Source organism: Azohydromonas caseinilytica (assembly GCF_012927045.1).
GTDB lineage: Bacteria > Pseudomonadota > Gammaproteobacteria > Burkholderiales > Burkholderiaceae_C > Azohydromonas > Azohydromonas caseinilytica.
On the sequence record NZ_JABBFW010000022.1, the window covers coordinates 1 to 19624 of the forward strand.

The following is a 19624-nucleotide window of genomic DNA, read 5'->3' on the forward strand; positions in this document are numbered from 1 at the left end:
TGGTGGCGGGCCATCGGTTTAGCAACGTCCCGGCGCGAACGCGACATCATCAAAGTCCCGCGCAGTGTGTTCCGCCGCCTGCACGAGGCGGCTTGCTATGCCGCGTGATGGCCAAAGTCGAGCTGAGCGCATGGCGCCGGAGGGCAGCGGCAGCGAGGCCGCGACAGGCCAAGCGCCCTTCCATCCCGCCGCCCGCGCCCTGCCCCGCCCTGAGCTGCTGTACCGCCAGGCCCTGGCCGGCTACGGCACCGACGCCAACGGGCTGGTGTGCGGCTACCGCTTCATGCCGGGCCAGCCCGGCGTGCCGCTGGGCAGCGAGGAGGCGCTGCCCTGGCTCCAGCGCCCGGCAGGCGAGGCCGGCGAAGGCTTCGTCTGGCTGCACTTCAACCTCTCGCATGCCAAGGCCCTGCCCTGGCTGCGCGCGCATGCCGGGCTGCCGGAAAGCTGGTTCGAGGCGCTGCACGCGCTGGGCTCGCGCTCCACGCGCATCGAGCGCGACGGCCACAACCTGCTGGCCGTGCTCAACGACGTCACTTTCGACTTCTCCTTCGATCCCAACGACGTGGCCACGCTGTGGGTGCACCTGGGGCCGCGGCTGGTGGTGAGCGCGCGGCGCCAGCCGCTGCGCGCGGTGGACCGGCTGCGCGCGGACGTCAACCGCGGCGAGCCCGTCGCCTCCACCGTGGCGTTGCTGGAGCAACTGCTGGGCGACCAGGCCGACGAGCTGCAGCGCATCCACCGCGCCGCCGCCGACCGCGTGGACGAGATCGAGGACGAGCTGCTGGCGCACCGCGGCCCGCGCCACGCCGGCGAGCTGGCACGGCTGCGGCGGCTGACGGTGCGGCTGCAACGGCTGCTGGCGCCCGAGCCCACCGCGCTGCTGCGCCTGCTGTCAGCGCCGCCGCGCTGGATGTCGGCCGAGGAGCGCGAGCTGCTGCGCCATGCCGGCGAGGATTTCGCCGTGGTGCTGCGCGACGTGCTGGCGCTGCAGGAGCGCATCAAGCTGCTGCAGGACGAGACCGCCACGCACGTGGCCGAGCAGAACAACCGCAGCCTGTTCACGCTGACCATGGTCACGGTGCTGGCGCTGCCCATCAACCTGGCCGCGGGCCTGATGGGCATGAACGTGGGCGGCATTCCGCTGGCCGGCCATGGCCACGGCTTCTGGATCATGGTGGCGTTGATCACGGCCTTCACCGCGGTGCTGGCACTGATGGTGGTGCGCAGGCTCAGGCGCGCGCGTTGAGGCCTGGCCTCAATGCTTGCCCTTCTTCTTCCAGAACCTCGGCGCGTCGGCCACCTTGCGCAGCGCGCGCCGGCATTCGCGCGCGGTCTCGCGCTGCTGGGCGCTGAGCCAGCCCACGGCGAACCAGGCCTGCGGCTGGGTGTCCTTGGCGCGATTGAAGGCTTCCAGGCCCACGGCATCGTCGTTGTGCAGGCCCAGCGCGTCCTGCGCCGGGCGCAGCGCCTCGACGTAGCGCTCGACCGCGTGCGTGCCGTACAGCGAGGACAGGAACTCGCTGAGGTAGCGCAGCCGCTTGAGGCGCTTGCGCACACGGTGCTGGTGCTCGACGCTGAGCTCGGTGAAGCGCTCGCCGTCGTGCACCACCTGCTTGTGCAGCCGGGCCAGGCGCCGGCGCAGCCCCTTGCGGCAGGCGCCGTCCCGCTTGCAGCCGGGCTGCGGCGGCGGCTCGCTCAGCGAGAACTCCAGCAGTTCCAGCAGCACGGCCTGGAAGGCGGCGTCGCGCACGGCCGGTCCCGGCTGGTGCACCTCGCCTTCGGGCCTGGGCCACTGCAGCTCCTCGGGGGCGCCGGCTTCGGCCAGGCGCGACAGCACGGTGCGGCTCACGGCCTCCTGGTCGCGCACCTCGCCCAGGCGCGAGAAGGCCGTGGCCAGCACCTCCTGCCGCTCAGGGTCCAGCACCGGGGCCAGCTCGCCGAGCTCGCGCAGCGCGGTGCGCAGCCGGCGCAGGCCCACGCGCGCCTGGTGCACGTGGTCGGCATCGACGCTGCCCGCGGCGATCTCGCTGGCATTGGGCAGGATCTGCGCCAGGCAGCTCGCCACGATGGCGCGCAGCAGCGCCGGCGGCGACATGGACCAGTCCAGCGCCGGCACGCCGGCCTTCACCACCGGGCCGTGCGTGTGGCCCGCGGCCAGCAGGGCGCCGCGCTGCGACTTGGAGATGGTGGACAGCCACAGCCCGTGCGCCGCCACCCAGGGCCGCGCCAGCGCGAACAGGCCTTCCGGAGCGCCGGCCTTGAGCTCCAGCTCCAGCTCGCACACTGGGGCCGTCTGGCCCTTGGCGTGGACGGAGCCGGCATCGAAAGCCACCTCGACCTGCGCGTCACCGTGGTTCATCAGGCGCGTGCGGCGCTCGATGCGGGTGTGGAACTGCTCGACCACCAGCGTGGACAGGTCGTCCAGCGAGCCCCCCAGCGCCGCGGCCAGCGCCCGGCCGGCCGGGCTGTCGCGGTGCCGTGTCACATCGGGCCGGGGCACGGCGCGGCCGGCTTCGGCCTCGACCTCCAGCTCGTCCTCCAGGCGCTGCAGCAGGTGGCCGCCATCGCCCTTGAGCGTCTGCTTCCAGCGCCCGTTCTCCTTGCGCAGCCGCCAGGAGAAGCCATGCGCCGCCAACTGCCCCCCGGCGGTGTCGAAGTAGTGCGCCTCCAGCGCCGTGCGCTGCCAGTGGGCCACGTCCAGCGCCGCTTCCAGCGCGGCGCGCGCCTCGCCCGGGACCTGCAGCTTCAGTTCGACCTCGTGCACGCTGATCCTCCTGCTGCGCCGTGACGGCGCCCCGGAAAAGCCCCTGGTTTGCGGCAGGCCCCTGCCCGCCGCCTCAGTGATCGCCGGCCAGCAGCCGCTGCGACAGCTCGGTGAAGCGCCAAGCCGACTCCTGAGGCTCGAAGACCCACACCAGGTCGTAGCGATCGGCGTCCCAGGCGCGTGGCGCCTGCTCGCCGGCCAGCGCCCGCGCGATGTCGGCCATGGACTGGTGGCGCCAGGCGATCAGCACAGGACCGTCGCAGGCCCGCACCGCATCGAGCAAGGCGGACGGGTCGCCCTCGGAGCCGAAGCGCGCGTCCACGGGCAGCTTCAGCTGCTGCGCCAGGGGCTGCAGCGTGCACCACGGGCGCCGGCTCTTGCCCGCGTCGGTGGCGGCAAACAGCGCCGCGGGCCGGGCCAGCGGCGGCCGTGACGGCCAGCCGGTTGCGGGCGCAAACAGGTGCACCAGCGCACCCGCGCGCTGCCAGCCGCGCACCGACAGCGCGTCGTTATCGGGGTGGCCGCGCTCGTCCACGCCGCGGATGTCCGCGTAGGCATCGGGCTCCTCGGCATGGCGGATCAACTGGATGCAGGGTGGCATGGGCATGGCCCCCGGGGTGTGGCAAGCGTCGCGCCTGGAGCCGTCCCGCCGCCGGGGCCGCAGCGCCAGGACTGCCATTGATAGCGGCCCTTCGTGACTGCTCTGTGACATCCCCGGAAGGCCTTGTGGTTCGTAACGACATGTGATGGAAGTGTCCGGGTTTGCCCGAACATTGCGGCCGATGCGAAGGCAACGGTGGCGCCGACTCCTGCTGCCGGCCGGTCATGGCGACCGGTCCGTGGCCGACCTCACCACGCCGGCCAGGGCGCCTTCCAGGCGCGCGGGCGTGATGTTCCGCACCGGCCCGCGGTGCTCGTGTACCCCGACTCGATCCATGAACGCTTTATTCCGCACCTCCATCCGCGCCCGCCTTATCGCCGGTGCCGCCGCTTCCACGCTGACGTTGCTGGTCGTGGGCTCCGCCGCGACCTTGGCACTGCGCGACGTGAACCGGGAATTCACGGACTTCACGGACACGGAGTTCGTGGCCCAGGCCGACGTGGCCGGGCTGCGCCAGCATGTGGGCGACATGCTGCGCTTCGAGAGCGAGGCGCTGATCAACATCGACGACGTGGCGGTGGCCAAGGCTGCGCAGGCGCATTGGCGCGAGGCGCTGGGCGAGGCGCGCAAGAGCCTGCCGCAACTGCGCAACGGGGGCGACGCAGCCGACGTGGACCGGCTGGAGGCGCTGCTCGGCGCCTACGAGAGCGCGGCCGGCGCGGTGATCCAGGACACCCTCAACGGCCGCATCGTCACCGCCACCGAGGCTTTCCAGACGCTGTCCGGTGCGCATGAGCACAGCGCCGCCATCGCGCAGGTCGTGGGCAAGGTGTCCTCGGCGGTGGTGGCCCGGGGCGAGGCGCGCCGCAGCGAGACGCTGGCGCGCTCGCAGGCCTGGCTGCTGGCCATCTTCGGCATCAGCGCGGCGGCGGTGGCGGTCTTCGTCGTGATGGCGTGGCTGTCGGTGCGGGCCGTGGGCCGGCCGCTGGCGCGCGCCGTGGCCGAGGCGCGGCGCATGGCCCAAGGCGACCTCTCGCACCACATCCAGCCCTCGGGCCCGCAGGAATGCGCCGACCTGCTGCAGGCCATGGCCACCATGCAGGCGAGCCTGCGCGAGATGCTGCACCACATGCAGCACTCCAGCCACGCGGTGGCCACGGCCAGCGCGCAGATCGCCGCCGGCAATGGCGACCTGTCGCTGCGCACCGACCGCACCGCGGCCGAGCTGCAGCGCACCGCCTCGGAGATGCAGCTGCTGGCCCGCAGCGTGGCCGCGACCGAGACCACGGCCAGCACCGTGACCGGCCTGGCCCACTCCGCCACCCGGGCCGCCGAGGACGGCAACCAGGCCGTGGCCGCCGTGGCCCACGCCATGGAGCAGCTCGACCGCAGCGCCGGCCGCATCAGCGAGATCACGACCACCATTCACCAGATCGCGCTGCAGACGCGGCTGCTGGCGCTCAATGCCGCGGTGGAAGCCGCGCGCGCCGGGGTGCAGGGCCGGGGCTTCTCGGTGGTGGCGCAGGAGGTGGGCGAGCTGGCCGCGCGCGCGTCCCGCGCCTCGGACGAGATCGCCGCGCTGGTGGGCGAGTCGGTGGAGCACATCGGCCAGGGCACCCAGGCCGCGCGCGACGCCGGGGCCCGCATGGAACGCATCATCGGCTCGGTGCGCGAGGTGGCCGCCGCCATGAAGACGCTGCAGCAGGCCGCCGCCGGCCAGAGCGGCCAGATCCTGGAGCTCAGCGGCAACGTCAACGACGTGGAGGAAAGCACCGCGCAGAACGCGGCGCTGGTGCAGCAGTCGGCCTCGACCTCGGAGACGCTGCGCGAGCAGGCGCAGCGGCTGGAAGGCATCGCCCGGCGTTTTCAGCTGGCGGCGGCCTGAGCCGACCGTCTGACCGGGATTGCCGTCGTCCCGTCATGCCCGCCCCTGCGGCAGCAGGGGCGGGCCAAGCGCGGACATCCCTGCTTGGCTGTCCGCCATGACGGCGGCTTGCGGCCGCTGGTGGCGCCGCCGCCCGCGTGGCGGCATGGCATCTGCTCACCCCCGCCCTGGGGACGCCCGGCCCGCGGGCCGCGGCGGCCCGGTGTCCCGGCGGGCTCGGCCCGCCAGGATGGGTTCGAGGCTGCAACCGGAGTCCCGCCATCGATACCTCCACCGACACATCCGCCCGCACCGCCCGGGCCGGCCACGACGCGCACCCCCCGCACCGCATCGTCATCGTCGGCGGCGGCGCCGGCGGCCTGGAGCTGGCCACGCGGCTGGGCGACACGCTGGGCAAGCGCGGGCTGGCCCAGGTCACGCTCATCGAGAAGGCGCGCACCCACTTCTGGAAGCCGCACCTGCACGAGATTGCCGCCGGCACCGTGGACCTGCACACCCACGCCGTGGACTACCTGGCGCAGTCGCACTGGCACTGCTTCCGCTACCGCATCGGCGAGATGACGGGGCTGGACCGCACGCGGCGCGAGGTGCACGTGGCGCCCTACATCGACTTCGACGAGGGCGAGCAGGTCACGGCGGAGCGCATCTTTCCCTACGACACGCTGGTCATCGCCGTGGGCAGCCTCAACAACGACTTCGGCACGCCCGGGGTGCAGGAGCACGCGCTGCTGCTGGAGACGCCGGCGCAGGCCGAGCGCTTCCACCGCCGCCTGGTCAACGCCTGCCTGCGCGCGCACGCGCAGGCGGCGCCGTTGCGGCCCGAGCAGCTGCACGTGGCGATCATCGGCGCCGGTGCCACCGGGGTGGAGCTGGCCGCCGAGCTGCACCACACCACGCGCACGCTGGTGTCCTACGGGCTGGACCGCATCGACCCCGAGCGCGACATCCGCATCAACCTGGTCGAGGCCGGCCCGCGCATCCTGGCGGCGCTGCCGGAGCGCATGTCGGTGTCGGCGCGGCAGCTGCTGGAAAAGCTGCACGTGCGCGTGCGCACCAACGCCAAGGTCACGGCCGTGACGCCCAACGGCGTGCAGCTCGCCAGCGGCGAAACCATCCCGGCGGAGCTCGTCGTCTGGGCCGCGGGCGTGAAGGCGCCGGACTTCCTCTCCCGCCTCGACGGGCTGGAGGTGAACCGCATCAACCAGCTGCGCGCGCGTCCCACGCTGCAGACCACGCTGGATGACACCGTCTTCGCCATCGGCGACTGCGCCGAGGTGCCCTGGCTGGGCCACGAGGGCAAGACCGTGCCGCCGCGCGCGCAGGCGGCGCACCAGCAGGCCGCGCATCTGGTCAAGCAGATGCGCCGGCGCCTGCGCGGCCAGCCGCTGCAGCCCTGGCGCTACCGCGACTTCGGCTCGCTGGTGTCGCTGGGCACCTACACCACGGTGGGCAACCTCATGGGCCAGCTCGTGGGCGGCAACTTCTGGATCGAGGGCCTGTTCGCGCGCTGGATGTACCAGTCGCTCTACAAGATGCACGAGCTGGCGCTGCACGGCCTGTGGAAGACCTCGCTCGGCACCGCCTCGCGCTTCCTGGCGCGGCGCACGGTGCCGCGCGTGAAGCTGCATTGAGCGGCGGGCGCGGCCCCGTTCAGTCCTTGTCCGGCCCCGCCTCGCCGGGCTGCACGCCCAGCGCGATGGCCGCGCCCAGCAGCGCCGGCTGCTCGGCCCGGATCAGGTACGTCGGCACGCGTTGCAGGTACGGCGCGAAGCGGCCCTTGGCCTCGAAGCTGCGGCGCAGCGGCGAGCGCTCCAGCAGGTAATCGGCACCGATGCGGCCCAGGATGCCGCCGCCGAAGTACACCCCGCCGCGCGCGCCCAGCGTCAGCGCCAGGTTGCCCGCGACGTTGCCCAGCAGGCTGCAGAAGCTCAGCAGGGCCTCCTCGCATTGCGCGTCCGCGCGCGCCAGGGCGCGAGCGCACACCTCGGCGGCGGCCAGCGGCTGCGGCGCCACGCCGTCGAGCCGGGCGATGGCGCGGTACAGGTTCTCCAGCCCCATGCCCGACACCAGCCGTTCGGCCGACACATGCGCGTGCTCCGTCCACAGCACGCGCAGGATGTCCGCCTCGCGCTCGTTGCCGGGCGCGACGCTGACATGGCCTCCCTCCCCGGCGATGGCAACCCACTCGCCGCCGCGCGAGCGCACCAGCGAGGACACGCCCAGCCCGGTGCCGGGACCGAGCAGCGCGCAAGGCGCGCCGGCCACGGGCGCGCCGCCGCCCAGGTGCAGCAGGTCCGGCGGCTGGAAGGCCGGCACCGCGTAGGCCATGGCTTCCCAGTCGTTGAGCATCAGCAGCCGCTGCAGGCCCAGGCGGCGCCGCGTCGCTTCGACGGAGAACTGCCAGCGGTTGTTGGTCATGCGCAGCTCGTCGCCCTCGATGGCGCAGGCGATGGCGATGGCCGCCTCGACCGGCCGGGCCCCGACGGCTTGCAGGTAGGCCGCCACGGCCGAGGCCAGGTCGGGATACGCGCCGGTGGACAGTGTGTGCTGCGCCGCCGGCCGGCCCTGCGGCCCCCGGACCAGCGCGAAGCGCGCATGCGTGCCGCCGATGTCGCCGACGAGGCGCAGGGCAGTGGGGTCGGACAGCGGGGCGGGCTGGGCCGCCGCGGCGGCCTCGGGCTGCGGGGCCGGGGGCAGGTGGTGCATCGGAACGGGGCCGCACTCGCACGCGGCAGCATGACAGTGATGCAATGAGTATTAATGAGTCATTAATAAATGAACACGGGTTAAACCCGCAGCGCCGGCATCGGCGGGAGCGCTTTCAGGCCGCAGCAGCCAGATCCAGCGGCAGCCGCAGCACCACGCGCAGCCCGCCCGCGGCGCCGTCCTCCAGGCTGGCCGTGCCGGCGTGGCGCTCCACGATCTCCCTGACGATGGCCAGGCCCAGGCCGCAGCCGTCGCCGCCGTGCGTGCCGCGCACGAAGCGCTCGAAGACGCGCTCGCGCTCCGTCACGGGGATGCCGGGGCCGTTGTCTTCCACCTCCACCACGGCCTGCATGCCTTCGCGCCGTGCGCGCAGCGTCACTTCGGCGCCGCGGCCGGCGTAGCGGATGGCGTTGTCGATCAGGTTGCTCAGCGCCTCGCGCAGCAGCAGCCCGTTGGCGCGCACCGGCACGGTACCGGCGTCCCCTTCGGCCTCACTCTCGTCCAGGCCCAGGTCCACGCCGGCGCGCAGCGCGCGCGGGACCATCTCGGCGGTGAGCTCGCGCGCGAGCTGGCGCAGGTCCACGGGGCTGCGATCCTGCACCAGGGCCGATTCGGGCTCGGCGCGCGCCAGCGTCAGCAGTTGGTTGACCAGGTGCGCGCTGCGCGTGGCGCTCTGGTGTACGCGCTCGAGCCGCGCGCGCAGCTCGGCATCGGCGCAGCCCTGCAGCGCCAGCTCGGTCTGGCTCTTGAGCCCGGCCAGCGGCGTGCGCAGCTGGTGGGCGGCGTCGCCGATGAAGCGTTTCTGCGCCGCCACGTTGCGCCGCGCCGCGCCCAGCAGCTCGTTGAGCGCGCGCGCCAGCGACTGCAGCTCGCGCGGCGCCTGCTCGATGTGCAGCGGCGCCAGGTCGGTGGGCGCGCGGTTCTCCACCTCGCGCCGCAGCCGCGCCAGCGGCGCCAGGCCGGCGCGGATGCCGGCCCACACGATCATGGTCATCAGCACGATCAGCCCGGACAGCGGCAGCAGCGTGTCCACCAGGATGCCGCGCGCCAGCTCCTCGCGGTTGGCGCTGCTGCGCGCCACCTGCACCAGCAGCAGCTGGCGCGCACTGTCCGCGCCGCCGTAGGCGAGGTACAGCGCCGCCACGCGCACGCGCTGCTGCCGCGGCAGCTCCTGGTCCGCCTCGGCGACGGCCATGCTGCCGTCGTAGAAGTACGGCACGTTCAGCCGCGGCTGCGCGATGGCCGGCGGCGGCGGCAGCGTGCGGCTGCCCAGGATGAACCGGCCCGGCGGCGTGCTGACCATGTAGTAGAGCCGATCCTCGGGGTCGGCCTCCAGCACGTCCTGCGCGGCGCGCGGGAAGTCGATGAGCAGGCCGCTCTCCAACGGCTTGATCTGCCGCGCCAGCGCGCGCGAGGCCTGCGACAGGCTGTCGTCGATGGCGCGGTTGGCGTAGCCGGCGGCCAGGCGGTAGGTGGCGAAGCCCCCGGCCAGCCACAGCACCAGCTGGGGCAGCAGCAGCCACAGCAGCAGCTGGCGCTGCAGCGACAGGCCGCCGGCGCCCACGCCGCGCAGCATCCGGGTCAGGCGGGACGGCACCCTGGCGCTCCGGCGCGGCTCACGTGGCGCGGGCGGGGCCTCAGCCGCGCGCCGCGTCCCCGGTTTCGAGCAGGTAGCCCAGGCCGCGCACGGTGCGGATGCTCAGCCCCGAGCCTTCGAGCTTGCGGCGCAGGCGGTGGATGTAGACCTCGATGGAGTTGCCGCCGCCGGCCCCCGCGGCGCCGGCGGCATCGCCCTCGCCGCTCCAGGCCTGGTTGATCTGCTCCTTGGTCACGACCTGGTCCCGCTGCGTGCTCAACAGCTCCAGCAGCGTCCATTCGCGCGGGCTGAGCTCCAGCGCCTCGCCGGCCACGCTGGCGCGCCGGGCCTGCGGCTCCAGCACCAGGCGGCCCAGCGTGCTGGACGAGGCTCCCCCGCCGTGGGCCGGCTGCGCCGTCTGCGCGCGCCGCAGCAGCACGCGCAGCCGCGCCTCCAGCTCCGGGAAGTCGAAGGGCTTCGTGAGGTAGTCGTCGGCGCCGGCGTTGAGCGTGGTGACGCGGCTTTCCAGGTCGTCCAGCGCGGTGAGCACCAGGATCGGGAAGCCCGGCTTGGCCGCGTGCACGCGCTTGAGCACGCTCAGGCCGTCGAGCATGGGCAGGCCCAGGTCGAGGATCGCCAGGTCAAAGGACTGGCGCAGCAGCAGGTACTCGGCCACCGCCCCGTTCTCCACGTGTTCGACCTCGAAGCCGGCCTGGCGCAGCTGGGTCGAGAGCGCGTCGGCCAACAGGGCATCGTCTTCCGCAAGCAGGAGTCGCATGGCCGAAGCTTAACGGTGTCTTCAACCCTTAACGCCGCCCGTGTCCCGTTTCCTCTGCGGTGGTGCAAGACAGGGTTTAACCGCATATTAATGTCTTAACGCAACATTAATATTCCATTCCATCGCAACCGATGGCTTGTCAAGGCCGTCGGCGCAGGCGGTGGAATGCATGGATGGCCAGGCGTTCTGCCGACAGGATCATCAAGCCGGGCCGGGCCCGGCACTCTCCAGGAGACAAGAGCATGAACAAGTCCCGCCCGAAGCTCGCGCGCGCCCTGCTGGCTGCCGCCGCAACCACTGTCCTGGCCGGCGCGGCGCAGGCCGGCGAGGTCGAGGTGCTGCATTACTGGACCAGCGGCGGCGAGGCCAAGGCCGCCGCGGCGCTGAAGGCCACGCTGCAGGCCAAGGGCCACACTTGGCGCGACTTCGCGGTGGCGGGCGGCGGCGGCGACTCGGCCATGACGGTGCTGAAGTCGCGCGTGGTCTCGGGCAATGCGCCGGCCGCGGCGCAGATCAAGGGCCCGTCGCTGCAGGAATGGGCCGCCGAGGGCGTGCTGGCGAGCATCGATGACGTCGCCAAGGCCGAGAAGTGGGACAGCCTGCTGCCTAGGCCGATCAGCGACGTCATGAAGTACAAGGGCAGCTACATCGCCGCGCCGCTGAACGTGCACCGCGTCAACTGGCTCTATGCCAACCCGGAGGTGTTCCGCAAGGCCGGCGCCAAGGTGCCGGGCAACTGGGACGAGTTCTTCGCCGCCGCCGAGGCGCTGAAGAAGGCCGGCGTGATCCCGGTGGCGCATGGCGGCCAGAACTGGCAGGACTTCACCGTGTTCGAGAGCGTGGCGTTGGGCCTGGGCGGGGTGGACTTCTACCGCAAGGCGCTGGTGCAGCTCGACCCCGCGGCGCTCAACGGAGCGACCATGGAGAAGGTGCTCACCACCTTCCGCCGCGTCAAGGCCTACACCGACAAGAACGCCCCGGGCCGCGACTGGAACCTGGCCACCGGCATGGTGGTCAAGGGCGAGGCCGGCATGCAGATCATGGGCGACTGGGCCAAGGGCGAGTTCGTGGCGGCGGGCAAGCAGCCGGGCAAGGATTTCGTCTGCGTCGCCGCGCCGGGCAGCGCCTCGGCCTTCACCTTCAACGTCGATTCGCTGGCCATGTTCAAGGTCAAGGGCGAGGACAAGGTCAAGGCGCAGAAGGACCTCGCCGCGGCCGTGATGTCGCCGCAGTTCCAGGAGACCTTCAATCTCAACAAGGGCTCCATCCCGGTGCGCATGAACATGGACCTGTCGAAGTTCGACGACTGCGCCAAGGCCTCGGCCAAGGATTTCGCCGCCAGCGCCCAGGCCGGCACGCTGGTGCCCAGCATCGCCCACGGCATGGCCGTGCCGGCGGCGGTGGAAGGCGCCATCAAGGACGTCATCAGCCAGTTCTGGAACAACGAGCGCATGACGGCCAAGGACGCCATGACGCGCCTCGTCTCGGCCGCCAAGGCCAGCTGAAGCCGCGGCGGCCCCGCGCCGCCCCGGCCCGCTCTCCCGCTCCTCACCCGGCCGCACTCGCGGCTCCCGGACCCCGCGCCGCGCGCGACGGGTGAGGCCTGCTCACGCCTGGCGAAAGGACCGACATGTCCGCTCCCTCGACCCTGCGAACACCCTGGCTGCCCAAGCTCGTCGTGGCCCCTGGGTTCGTGCTCTGCTTCATCTTCATCTATGGCTTCATGGCCTGGAACGGGTACTTGTCGCTGACCGCCTCGCGGCTGCTGCCCAACTACGAATTCGTCGGCTTCGACCAGTACATCGCCCTGTTCGCCAACGAGCGCTTCCGCGTGGCGCTGTCCAACATGGCGCTGTTCGGCACGCTCTTCATCGGCGGCGCCATGGGGCTGGGGCTGCTGCTGGCCATCCTGCTGGACCAGAAGGTGCGGGCCGAGGGCGTGCTGCGCACCGTCTACCTGTACCCGATGGCGATCTCCTTCATCGTCACCGGCACGGCCTGGAAGTGGATGCTCAATCCGGGGCTGGGCCTGGAGCACCTGGTGCAGCAGTGGGGCTTCGAGGACTTCAGCTTCGGCTGGCTGGTGGACCCGGACAAGGCCATCTACTGCATCGCCATCGCCGGCGTGTGGCAGGCCGCGGGCTTCGTGATGGCGCTGTTCCTGGCGGCGCTGCGCGGTATCGACGACTCCATCATCAAGGCCGCGCAGGTCGACGGCGCCACGCTGCCGCGCATCTACCTGCGCATCATCGTCCCCAGCCTGCGCCCGGTGTTCTTCAGCACCCTGATGGTGGTCAGCCACCTCGCCATCAAGAGTTTCGACCTGGTGATGGCGCTCACCGCCGGCGGCCCCGGCTATGCGACCGACCTGCCCGCCACCTTCATGTACGCGATGGCCTTCACCCGAGGCCAGATCGGCCTGGGCGCCGCCAGCGCCACCGTGATGCTGGCCACCGTGGCCGCCATCGTCGTGCCCTACCTCTACTCCGAACTCAGGAGCAAGCGATGACCCGCCCGCTCGCCGCCGGACTGCCGCACGCCCGCCTGTCCGCCGCCCCCGCCGTGAAGCCGCGGCGTCTGCACCTGCACCGCCTCGTGCTGTGGGGCGCCCTGCTGCTGTTTGCCGCCTGGTTCCTGGCGCCGCTGTACGTGATGGTGGTGACCTCGCTCAAGGACATGGCGCAGATCCGCGAGGGCAGCCTGCTGTCGCTGCCCACCAGCCCGAGCCTGGAAGCCTGGTCGCGGGCCTGGAGCAGCGCCTGCACCGGCACCGACTGCAACGGCCTGCGGCCCTTCTTCATGAACTCGGTGCTGCTGGTGGTGCCGGCGGTGCTGATCTCCACCGCCATCGGCGCGCTCAACGGCTACGTGCTGAGCAAGTGGCGCTTCCGCGGCAGCGAGCTGATGTTCGCGCTGATGCTGTTCGGCGTGTTCATGCCGATGCAGGTGGTGCTGCTGCCGATGAGCCAGGTGCTGGGCTGGCTGGGCCTGGCCAGCTCGATCAGCGGCCTGGTGCTGGTGCACGTGCTCGCCGGCCTGCCCTCCACCACCCTGTTCTTCCGCAACTACTACGTCGGCCTGCCCGACGAGCTCATCAAGGCCGCCATGCTCGATGGCGCCTCGTTCTGGCAGATCTTCAGGCGCATCGTGCTGCCGTTGAGCACGCCGATCCTGGTCGTGACGCTGATCTGGCAGTTCACGCAGATCTGGAACGACTTTCTCTATGGCGTCGTGTTCTCCGGCGCCGACAGCAAGCCCATCACGGTGGGCCTCAACAACCTGGTCAACACCTCCAGCTCGGTCAAGGAATACAACGTGGACATGGCTGCCGCGCTCATTGCCGCGCTGCCGACGCTGCTGGTCTACGTCATCGCGGGCAAGTACTTCGTGCGCGGCCTCACGGCCGGCGCGGTGAAAGGCTGAACATCATGGGCGCACTTTCCATTCGCCAGGTCGAGAAGACCTACGCGGGCAACATCCGCATCCTCAAGGGCATCGACATCGACATCGACGCCGGCGAGTTCCTGATCCTGGTCGGCCCCTCGGGCTGCGGCAAGTCCACGCTGCTGAGCATGATCGCGGGCCTGGACACGCCCACGGCCGGCAGCATCCACATCGGCGAGCGCGACGTCACGCACCTGCCCAGCAAGGACCGCGACATCGCCATGGTGTTCCAGAGCTACGCGCTCTACCCGAACATGACCGTGGCACAGAACATCGCCTTCGGCCTGGAGATCCGCAAGGTGCCCAAGGCCGAGCGTGAGGCCGCGGTGGAGCGCGTGGCGAAGATGCTGCAGATCGGCCACCTGCTGGACCGCAAGCCCGGCCAGCTCTCCGGCGGCCAGCGCCAGCGCGTGGCCATGGGCCGGGCGCTGGCGCGCAACCCCAAGCTCTTCCTCTTCGACGAGCCGCTGTCCAACCTCGACGCCAAGCTGCGCGTGGAGATGCGTGCCGAGATTAAGCTGCTGCACCAGCGCACGCGCACGACCACGGTGTACGTCACGCACGACCAGGTCGAGGCCATGACGCTGGGCGACCGCATCGCGGTGATGAAGGACGGCGTGGTACAGCAGTTCGGCACGCCCGAGGACATCTACGCCCGGCCCGTGAACCGCTTCGTGGCCGAGTTCATCGGCTCGCCGGTGATGAACATGGTGGCGGCCTCGCGCGGCGTCGCCGGGCCGGTCGCCGGCAGCATCGAGCTGCCCACCACCGAGGCGCAGCGCTCAGCGCTGCGCGCCGGCGCCAATAACCTGCTCTACGGCCTGCGCCCCGAGCACCTGAGCCTGGCCGACAACGGCGTGCCGGGCCGCCTGGCCATCATCGAGCCCACCGGCCCCGACACCTACGTCACGGTGGACACGCCGCTGGGCCAGCTCACCGCGCGCGTGCCCGGCGTGCTGCACGCCGGTGTCGGCGAGAACGTGCATCTGCGCTGGCAGCCGCAGCACGCGCACCTGTTCGACGCGCGCACCGAAGCCCGCGTGGCCTGAGCGCCCGCGCCGCCGCGCGGCGCATCCCCATGGACGCCTTCTCCCACGGCCGCGCGCCGTGGCGGGATGGGCTTCGCCCAAGAAGAACTTCCGCGCCACCGGCCGGGAAGAGGACCCCCGCGTCCATTCACACAGAGAGAGGAGACCACAGCATGAAAGCCATTCACCACCCGCGCCTGCGCCCGCTCGCCATCGCCGCGGCGGCCCTGGCGGGCCTGGCGGCGCAGGCCGCGGAAGTTGGCGGTGTCGAGCTCTACGGCTACACCCGTGGCGGCTTCTATTCGAGCAACGGCGACGCGCCGCGCGGCGGCTACACCCTGGGCGGCGACGCGCAGAAGTTCCGCCTGGGCAACGAGGGCGACAACGGCATCGAGTTCGGCATCGGCAAGCAGTTTGAGGCCGGCAACGGGCTGAAGTTTGGCGCCTACTACATGCCCATCGTCTGGGACGGCGACAGCAGCACGGCCGAGGCCTACGCCACCTTCTCGGGCCTGTCCTTCGCGCCCGAGGCGGTGTTCTGGGGTGGGCAGCGCCGCCTGCGCCTGCAAGACGTGCACATCGTGGACAAGTTCTTCGCCGACTACGGCGACAACTTCGGCGTGGGCTTCACCGACTGGAAGATCGGGCCGGTCAAGCTGGGCGTGGGCCTGTTCACGGGCGACAGCATCGACAACAAGGCGTCCGACCCCAACCGCGCGCGCCGCCTCAACATCGACGTCTACGACATCGCCACCAATCCTGGCGGCACGCTGCGCATGACCGGCACCTTCGTGCGCGGCGACTTCGCCTACGGCAAGGACGGCGCCGGCCTGTCGCTGGTGCACAACCAGGCCGACTTCCTGACGCCGGGGCTGAAGCACGCCCTGTTCGTGCAGGCGGCCCGCGGCCACGCCGGGCTCAACGGCCAGTTCTACGGCCTGGACAGCGCCGGCAGCACCAGCCTGATCGTCGGCCCCGGCGGCGTGGTCACGCCCGTGACCAGTGCGCCCACGCCGAATCCGGGCCAGAAGGCCTGGCGCGTGGTGGACTCGTTGAGCTGGCAATCGGGCCGCTTCGGCGGCCAGACCATCCTGGCCTACCAGCATGCCAAGGCCGACGGCGGGCCCAGCAACGGCACCGTCACCAAGGACGTGTCCATTGGCGGCCGGGTGTCCTGGGCCTTCACCGACCACGTGAAGCTGCTGCTTGATGCCGGCACGACCAGCCGCGACATTGACGGCCAGCCGCGCCAGCGCCTGCACAAGTTCACCATCGCGCCGACGCTGTCGCTGGGACCGGACCTGTTCTCGCGCCCGGAGCTGCGCTTCTACGCCACGCGTGTGAACTGGAACGACGCGGCTGCCGCGGCCAATGCCGGCTCCTTCGGCGCCGGCGGACGCACCTCGGCCACGCTGTTCGGCGTGCAGCTCGAAGCCTGGTGGTGAGCGCCATGTCCTTCGATCTGGTCCTCTTCGGCGGCACCGGCGACCTGGCCTGGCGCAAGCTCATGCCGGCGCTGTTCCAGGCCTGGCGCCACGGCAAGCTGCCCGCGGGCGGGCGCATCCTGGCCGTCGGCCGCAACGCCCTGGACGCGGCCGGCTACCGCGACTGGCTGCAGCAGCGCTTCAACGACCTGTCCGGCCCGACACGGCCCTCGGCCGAGGCCTTCAGCGACTTCGCCGCGCAACTGCACTACCTGCAGCTGGACCTGACGCAGCCCGCGCACTACCGGCGCCTGCAGCGCTGGCTCAAGCAGCCCAAGGCAGAGGAAGGCCGCGCCGCCGCGGCCGACACCGTGGTGCTGTACCTGGCCACCAGCCCGCACCTGTTCCCGCAGATCTGCGAGCAGTTGGGCGCCGTGGGCCTCAACGGTCCCGAGGTGCGCGTGGTGCTGGAAAAGCCCCTGGGCCACGACCTGGAGAGCGCGCGCGCCATCAACCGCGCCGTGGGCGCCGTGTTCAGCGAGAGCCAGGCGCTGCGCATCGACCACTACCTGGGCAAGTCCGCGGTGCAGAACCTCACCGCGCTGCGCTTCGGCAACGCGCTGTTCGAGCCGCTGTGGCGGCGCGAGAGCATTGCCAGCATCGAGATCACGCTGGCCGAGTCGCTGGGCGTGGGCACGCGCGGCGACTTCTACGACCGCACCGGCGCTTTGCGGGACATGGTCCAGAACCACGCGCTGCAGCTGCTGACCATGATCGCGATGGAGCCCCCGGCGCGCCACGAGGCCGATGCCATCCGCAACGAAAAGCTCAAGGTGCTGCAGGCGCTCAAGCCTTTTGACGCCCACAGCGCCCGGCGCGACGTGGTGCGCGGCCAGTACCGCGCCGGCGTGTGCCAGGGCCGCGCCGTGCCCGGCTACACCGAGGAGGGCAGCGTGCCCGCGCACAGCAGGTGCGAAACCTTCGTGGCGCTGCGCACCGAGGTGCGGAACTGGCGCTGGGCCGGCGTGCCCTTCTACCTGCGCACCGGCAAGCGCCTGGCCGCGGGCAGCGCGTACATCGTCGTGAACTTCCGCGCCGTGCCGCACCCGATCTTTCCGGGCCCGCACCCGGCCAACAAGCTCGTCATCAAGTTGCAGCCCGAGGACGGGCTGGAGCTGCACCTGCTCGCCGCCAAGGGCGCTTCGGGCTTGGAGACGCTGGCGCCGGTGAGCCTGGACCTGGACTTCGACAAGGCCTTCCTCGAGGACCGCGTCGGCGCCTACGAGCGGCTGCTGCTGGAGGCCATCCACGGCCGGCTCAACCTGTTCGTGCGCAGCGACGAGCAGGAGGAGGCCTGGCGCTGGGTCGAGCCCGTGCTGCAGGCCTGGCGCGAGGACGACGCCGCCGGGCTGGGCCCGCGCCCCTACGCCGCGGGCAGCTGGGGCCCGGCCGGCGCCAGCGCGCTGGTGGCCAGAGACGGGTTCAGCTGGGCCGAGGAGCAGTGAGGGCGCCGTGCCCCGGCCAGCCGGACTTCAGCGCGCGCCGAGCAGCTCCCCCACCTCCAGCAATATCAACTCGTTGTCGTCGGCCCGGTTGGGCTCGCGGCTGCTGGAGAACGGCAGGTTGTTGTCGTTGCCCACCACGATGTGGCGCGCATCGGCCACGTCCACGTTCTCGATGGTGAAGAAGGGGAAGGCCAGCACGCCGTCGGTGAGCGGCTTGCGCGCCAGGCGGCGCGGGTCGGCGATCTTGAGCAGGTCGATGTAGCCCACCTTGCGCAGCACGCCGCCGGCGTTGGCGTCGCTCAGCTCCACCTTGTAGACGCGCTTGAACCGGGCCCGGTCGTGGAAGCAGTCGTTGCGCCGGGTGCCTTCCGGGCAGGCCTTGTCAGCGATGCCCTCGCCGTTGTCGCGCTCGATGACCAGGCCGGTGGTGGCGTCGATCATGTTGAAGTCGCCGATGGCGTGCTGGCCGTCCTCCAGCGGGTACTTCCAGTGGCGGCCCGTCCACCGCCCGGCCTTGACGTCGAACTCCAGCACGCGCAGCACGGTCTTGCCGTCCAGGGTCTCATAGGCGCTGCTGGACTCGTCCCAGAGCGGGCCTTCGAGCAGAGCATAGAGCTTGCCGCCGTCGGGCGAGGCCGCCATGCCCTCGAAGCCCTTGGAGCGGCGCAGCTGGAATGTCACTTTGCCGTCGGGTGTGGGCGGCGTGGTCACTGCTGGATGGTCGGGTGAGCGGATAGGCTTGCCGTCCACCAGGGTGTCGAACACTGCCAGCACCTTGCCGCTCAGGTCCGCCTTGATCAGGTACGGCCCGAATTCGTCGCCGATCCACAGCGCGCCGCCGGCAAACTGAAAGCTCTCGGGGTCGAAGTCGGCGCCGGTGAGATAGCGCCGCTTCGTGCCCTCGTGAACGATGCGGAACGGGACCTTCTTGTCCGGGTCGTGCAGGAAGACGGTCTGCAGCCGCGTGAGGCGGCCCTGCTTGAAGTCCACTCGGTAGTGGTTGAGGAACAGCATCGCGTCGGCCGAGTTGGCCTTGGCGCCGAAGCCGTTGTCGGTGAGCAGCCAATAGCTGCCGTCCGCCATGTGCTTGATGCCCGAGTGCCCCTGCGCCGGCTGGCCCTGGAAGGGCAGTGCCACGCCGGTGGGCCGCCCGGCCGAAGTGCCCTCCACCGTGCTCAGGGCCTCCACGCGTTGGCCGGTGGTGAACTTGCCGCTCACGTGCAGGTCGGCCGGCCCATCCTTGGGCGCGGCGATGAAGCTGCGCGCGGGCAGCAGCGCATGGCCGGCCAGCGTGGCAGGGAACTCGCGCGGCTGCGGCGTGCGGTCGTCCTGCGCGGTGGCGGACAGGGCCAGCAGCGCGGTCGTGGCACAGACCAGGGAGCGCATGGGCATCAGATGCTTGAGAGGCGAGGTGATCATGCGCGCATGCTCGCCGGCGTCCATGGCAGGCGCGTGACAGCGTGCGTGAGCGCCGCCGTGGGTGGAGCGTGATCACCGATTGGCAGGGCCAACTGCCGAAATCGGACAGCCGAAGCACGGTGCTGTGCACGGCGCGAACCGGGTTGCATGCGCAAGCATTGCCGACGCTGTGCGGCGATGCGGCGCGGGTGCCGAGCGGTGGTTGCTTCTCCACCCAATGCCCGCCCGTTTCGGGGGGGCAGCGCTGCCCGTCACCGGAAGGCCACGATGGCCCTCTTAGACTGCATCGTCGCGTCGCGGGCACGCCGGTTGCGCAGCGGCACTCGCCGCTTCAGCGCATGCACCTAAACAGTGCAGACCGGGCGCCCGCGCCTCGTCCTGATCGAGATCCATGCTGCCTCCGGCCATAGCCTTGGGGTATGGGTTGTGCTGCCCGAAATTCGTGACTGCGTTCCCGAGTTCGGGTTGCATAGCCGTGGGCATTTGTTTTTTAG

15 protein-coding genes are annotated in these 19624 nt (G+C 71.4%); 9 read left to right on the top strand and 6 right to left on the bottom strand.

The window, feature by feature from the left end; translation table 11 throughout:
- The first annotated feature begins 130 nt into the window (after positions 1-130).
- Positions 131-1246: a transporter gene (locus HHL10_RS22515; RefSeq protein ID WP_169162653.1), complete on the top strand. Its 1116-nt coding sequence runs from the start codon at positions 131-133 to the stop codon at positions 1244-1246.
- A 9-nt stretch (positions 1247-1255) separates the two neighbouring features.
- Here the strand turns inward: HHL10_RS22515 and HHL10_RS22520 are convergent, their stop codons facing one another.
- On the bottom strand, positions 1256-2764 hold the full coding sequence (locus HHL10_RS22520) for a CYTH and CHAD domain-containing protein (RefSeq protein ID WP_310734652.1): 1509 nt from the start codon (positions 2762-2764) through the stop codon (positions 1256-1258).
- Positions 2765-2837: 73 nt separating this feature from the next.
- The gene (locus tag HHL10_RS22525; RefSeq protein WP_169162654.1) at positions 2838-3365 is read right to left on the bottom strand and encodes a histidine phosphatase family protein; all 528 of its coding nucleotides are present in this window, start codon (positions 3363-3365) and stop codon (positions 2838-2840) included.
- A 334-nt stretch (positions 3366-3699) separates the two neighbouring features.
- Between HHL10_RS22525 and HHL10_RS22530 the strand changes: the two genes are divergently transcribed.
- Both HHL10_RS22530 and HHL10_RS22535 read left to right on the top strand, forming a co-directional pair.
- Positions 3700-5250 carry a methyl-accepting chemotaxis protein gene (locus HHL10_RS22530; protein WP_169162655.1) on the top strand — a complete coding sequence of 517 codons (1551 nt, stop codon included), beginning with the start codon at positions 3700-3702 and terminating at the stop codon, positions 5248-5250.
- A gap of 329 nt (positions 5251-5579) precedes the next feature.
- Positions 5580-6881 (top strand): NAD(P)/FAD-dependent oxidoreductase, encoded by a 1302-nt coding sequence (locus HHL10_RS22535; protein WP_310734657.1) that lies wholly within the window; start codon positions 5580-5582, stop codon positions 6879-6881.
- A 19-nt stretch (positions 6882-6900) separates the two neighbouring features.
- Here HHL10_RS22535 and glk read toward each other — a convergent pair whose 3' ends face one another.
- The 3 genes from glk to HHL10_RS22550 all read right to left on the bottom strand — a co-directional run bounded on the left by glk (position 6901) and on the right by HHL10_RS22550 (position 10310).
- Complete coding sequence (gene glk / locus HHL10_RS22540; RefSeq protein ID WP_169162656.1) at positions 6901-7956, bottom strand: glucokinase; 1056 nt, start codon at positions 7954-7956, stop codon at positions 6901-6903.
- A 115-nt stretch (positions 7957-8071) separates the two neighbouring features.
- Positions 8072-9553 (bottom strand): sensor histidine kinase, encoded by a 1482-nt coding sequence (locus HHL10_RS22545; protein WP_310734653.1) that lies wholly within the window; start codon positions 9551-9553, stop codon positions 8072-8074.
- 40 nt (positions 9554-9593) lie between these two features.
- Complete coding sequence (locus HHL10_RS22550; protein ID WP_169162657.1) at positions 9594-10310, bottom strand: response regulator transcription factor; 717 nt, start codon at positions 10308-10310, stop codon at positions 9594-9596.
- 242 nt (positions 10311-10552) lie between these two features.
- On the opposite strand from HHL10_RS22550, the gene HHL10_RS22555 reads away from it, so the two are divergent.
- From HHL10_RS22555 to zwf, 6 genes are all read left to right on the top strand, one after another.
- Positions 10553-11815: an ABC transporter substrate-binding protein gene (locus tag HHL10_RS22555; RefSeq protein ID WP_169162658.1), complete on the top strand. Its 1263-nt coding sequence runs from the start codon at positions 10553-10555 to the stop codon at positions 11813-11815.
- A 125-nt stretch (positions 11816-11940) separates the two neighbouring features.
- Complete coding sequence (locus HHL10_RS22560; protein ID WP_169162659.1) at positions 11941-12819, top strand: carbohydrate ABC transporter permease; 879 nt, start codon at positions 11941-11943, stop codon at positions 12817-12819.
- Between the two features lie 35 nt (positions 12820-12854).
- A complete protein-coding gene (locus tag HHL10_RS22565) occupies positions 12855-13733 on the top strand; it encodes a carbohydrate ABC transporter permease (RefSeq protein WP_169162722.1) in 879 nt (292 codons plus the stop codon).
- Positions 13734-13738: 5 nt separating this feature from the next.
- A complete protein-coding gene (locus HHL10_RS22570; protein WP_169162660.1) occupies positions 13739-14803 on the top strand; it encodes an ABC transporter ATP-binding protein in 1065 nt (354 codons plus the stop codon).
- Positions 14804-14955: 152 nt separating this feature from the next.
- A complete protein-coding gene (locus HHL10_RS22575; protein ID WP_169162661.1) occupies positions 14956-16227 on the top strand; it encodes a carbohydrate porin in 1272 nt (423 codons plus the stop codon).
- Between the two features lie 5 nt (positions 16228-16232).
- Positions 16233-17711, top strand: a complete 1479-nt coding sequence (gene zwf, locus HHL10_RS22580) for a glucose-6-phosphate dehydrogenase (RefSeq protein WP_169162662.1) — start codon at positions 16233-16235, stop codon at positions 17709-17711.
- A gap of 27 nt (positions 17712-17738) precedes the next feature.
- Here the strand turns inward: zwf and HHL10_RS22585 are convergent, their stop codons facing one another.
- Positions 17739-19130 (bottom strand): esterase-like activity of phytase family protein, encoded by a 1392-nt coding sequence (locus HHL10_RS22585; protein ID WP_235971726.1) that lies wholly within the window; start codon positions 19128-19130, stop codon positions 17739-17741.
- Between the last annotated feature and the right edge of the window lie 494 nt (positions 19131-19624).

Coding starts and splice junctions, on each gene's coding strand:
- HHL10_RS22515 (WP_169162653.1), top strand. CDS start 131: ATGGCGCCGGAGGGCAGCGGCAGCGAGGCCGCGACAGGCCAAGCGCCC.
- HHL10_RS22525 (WP_169162654.1), bottom strand. CDS start 3,365: ATGCCACCCTGCATCCAGTTGATCCGCCATGCCGAGGAGCCCGATGCC.
- HHL10_RS22530 (WP_169162655.1), top strand. CDS start 3,700: ATGAACGCTTTATTCCGCACCTCCATCCGCGCCCGCCTTATCGCCGGT.
- glk (WP_169162656.1), bottom strand. CDS start 7,956: ATGCACCACCTGCCCCCGGCCCCGCAGCCCGAGGCCGCCGCGGCGGCC.
- HHL10_RS22550 (WP_169162657.1), bottom strand. CDS start 10,310: ATGCGACTCCTGCTTGCGGAAGACGATGCCCTGTTGGCCGACGCGCTC.
- HHL10_RS22555 (WP_169162658.1), top strand. CDS start 10,553: ATGAACAAGTCCCGCCCGAAGCTCGCGCGCGCCCTGCTGGCTGCCGCC.
- HHL10_RS22560 (WP_169162659.1), top strand. CDS start 11,941: ATGTCCGCTCCCTCGACCCTGCGAACACCCTGGCTGCCCAAGCTCGTC.
- HHL10_RS22570 (WP_169162660.1), top strand. CDS start 13,739: ATGGGCGCACTTTCCATTCGCCAGGTCGAGAAGACCTACGCGGGCAAC.
- HHL10_RS22575 (WP_169162661.1), top strand. CDS start 14,956: ATGAAAGCCATTCACCACCCGCGCCTGCGCCCGCTCGCCATCGCCGCG.
- zwf (WP_169162662.1), top strand. CDS start 16,233: ATGTCCTTCGATCTGGTCCTCTTCGGCGGCACCGGCGACCTGGCCTGG.
- HHL10_RS22585 (WP_235971726.1), bottom strand. CDS start 19,130: ATGATCACCTCGCCTCTCAAGCATCTGATGCCCATGCGCTCCCTGGTC.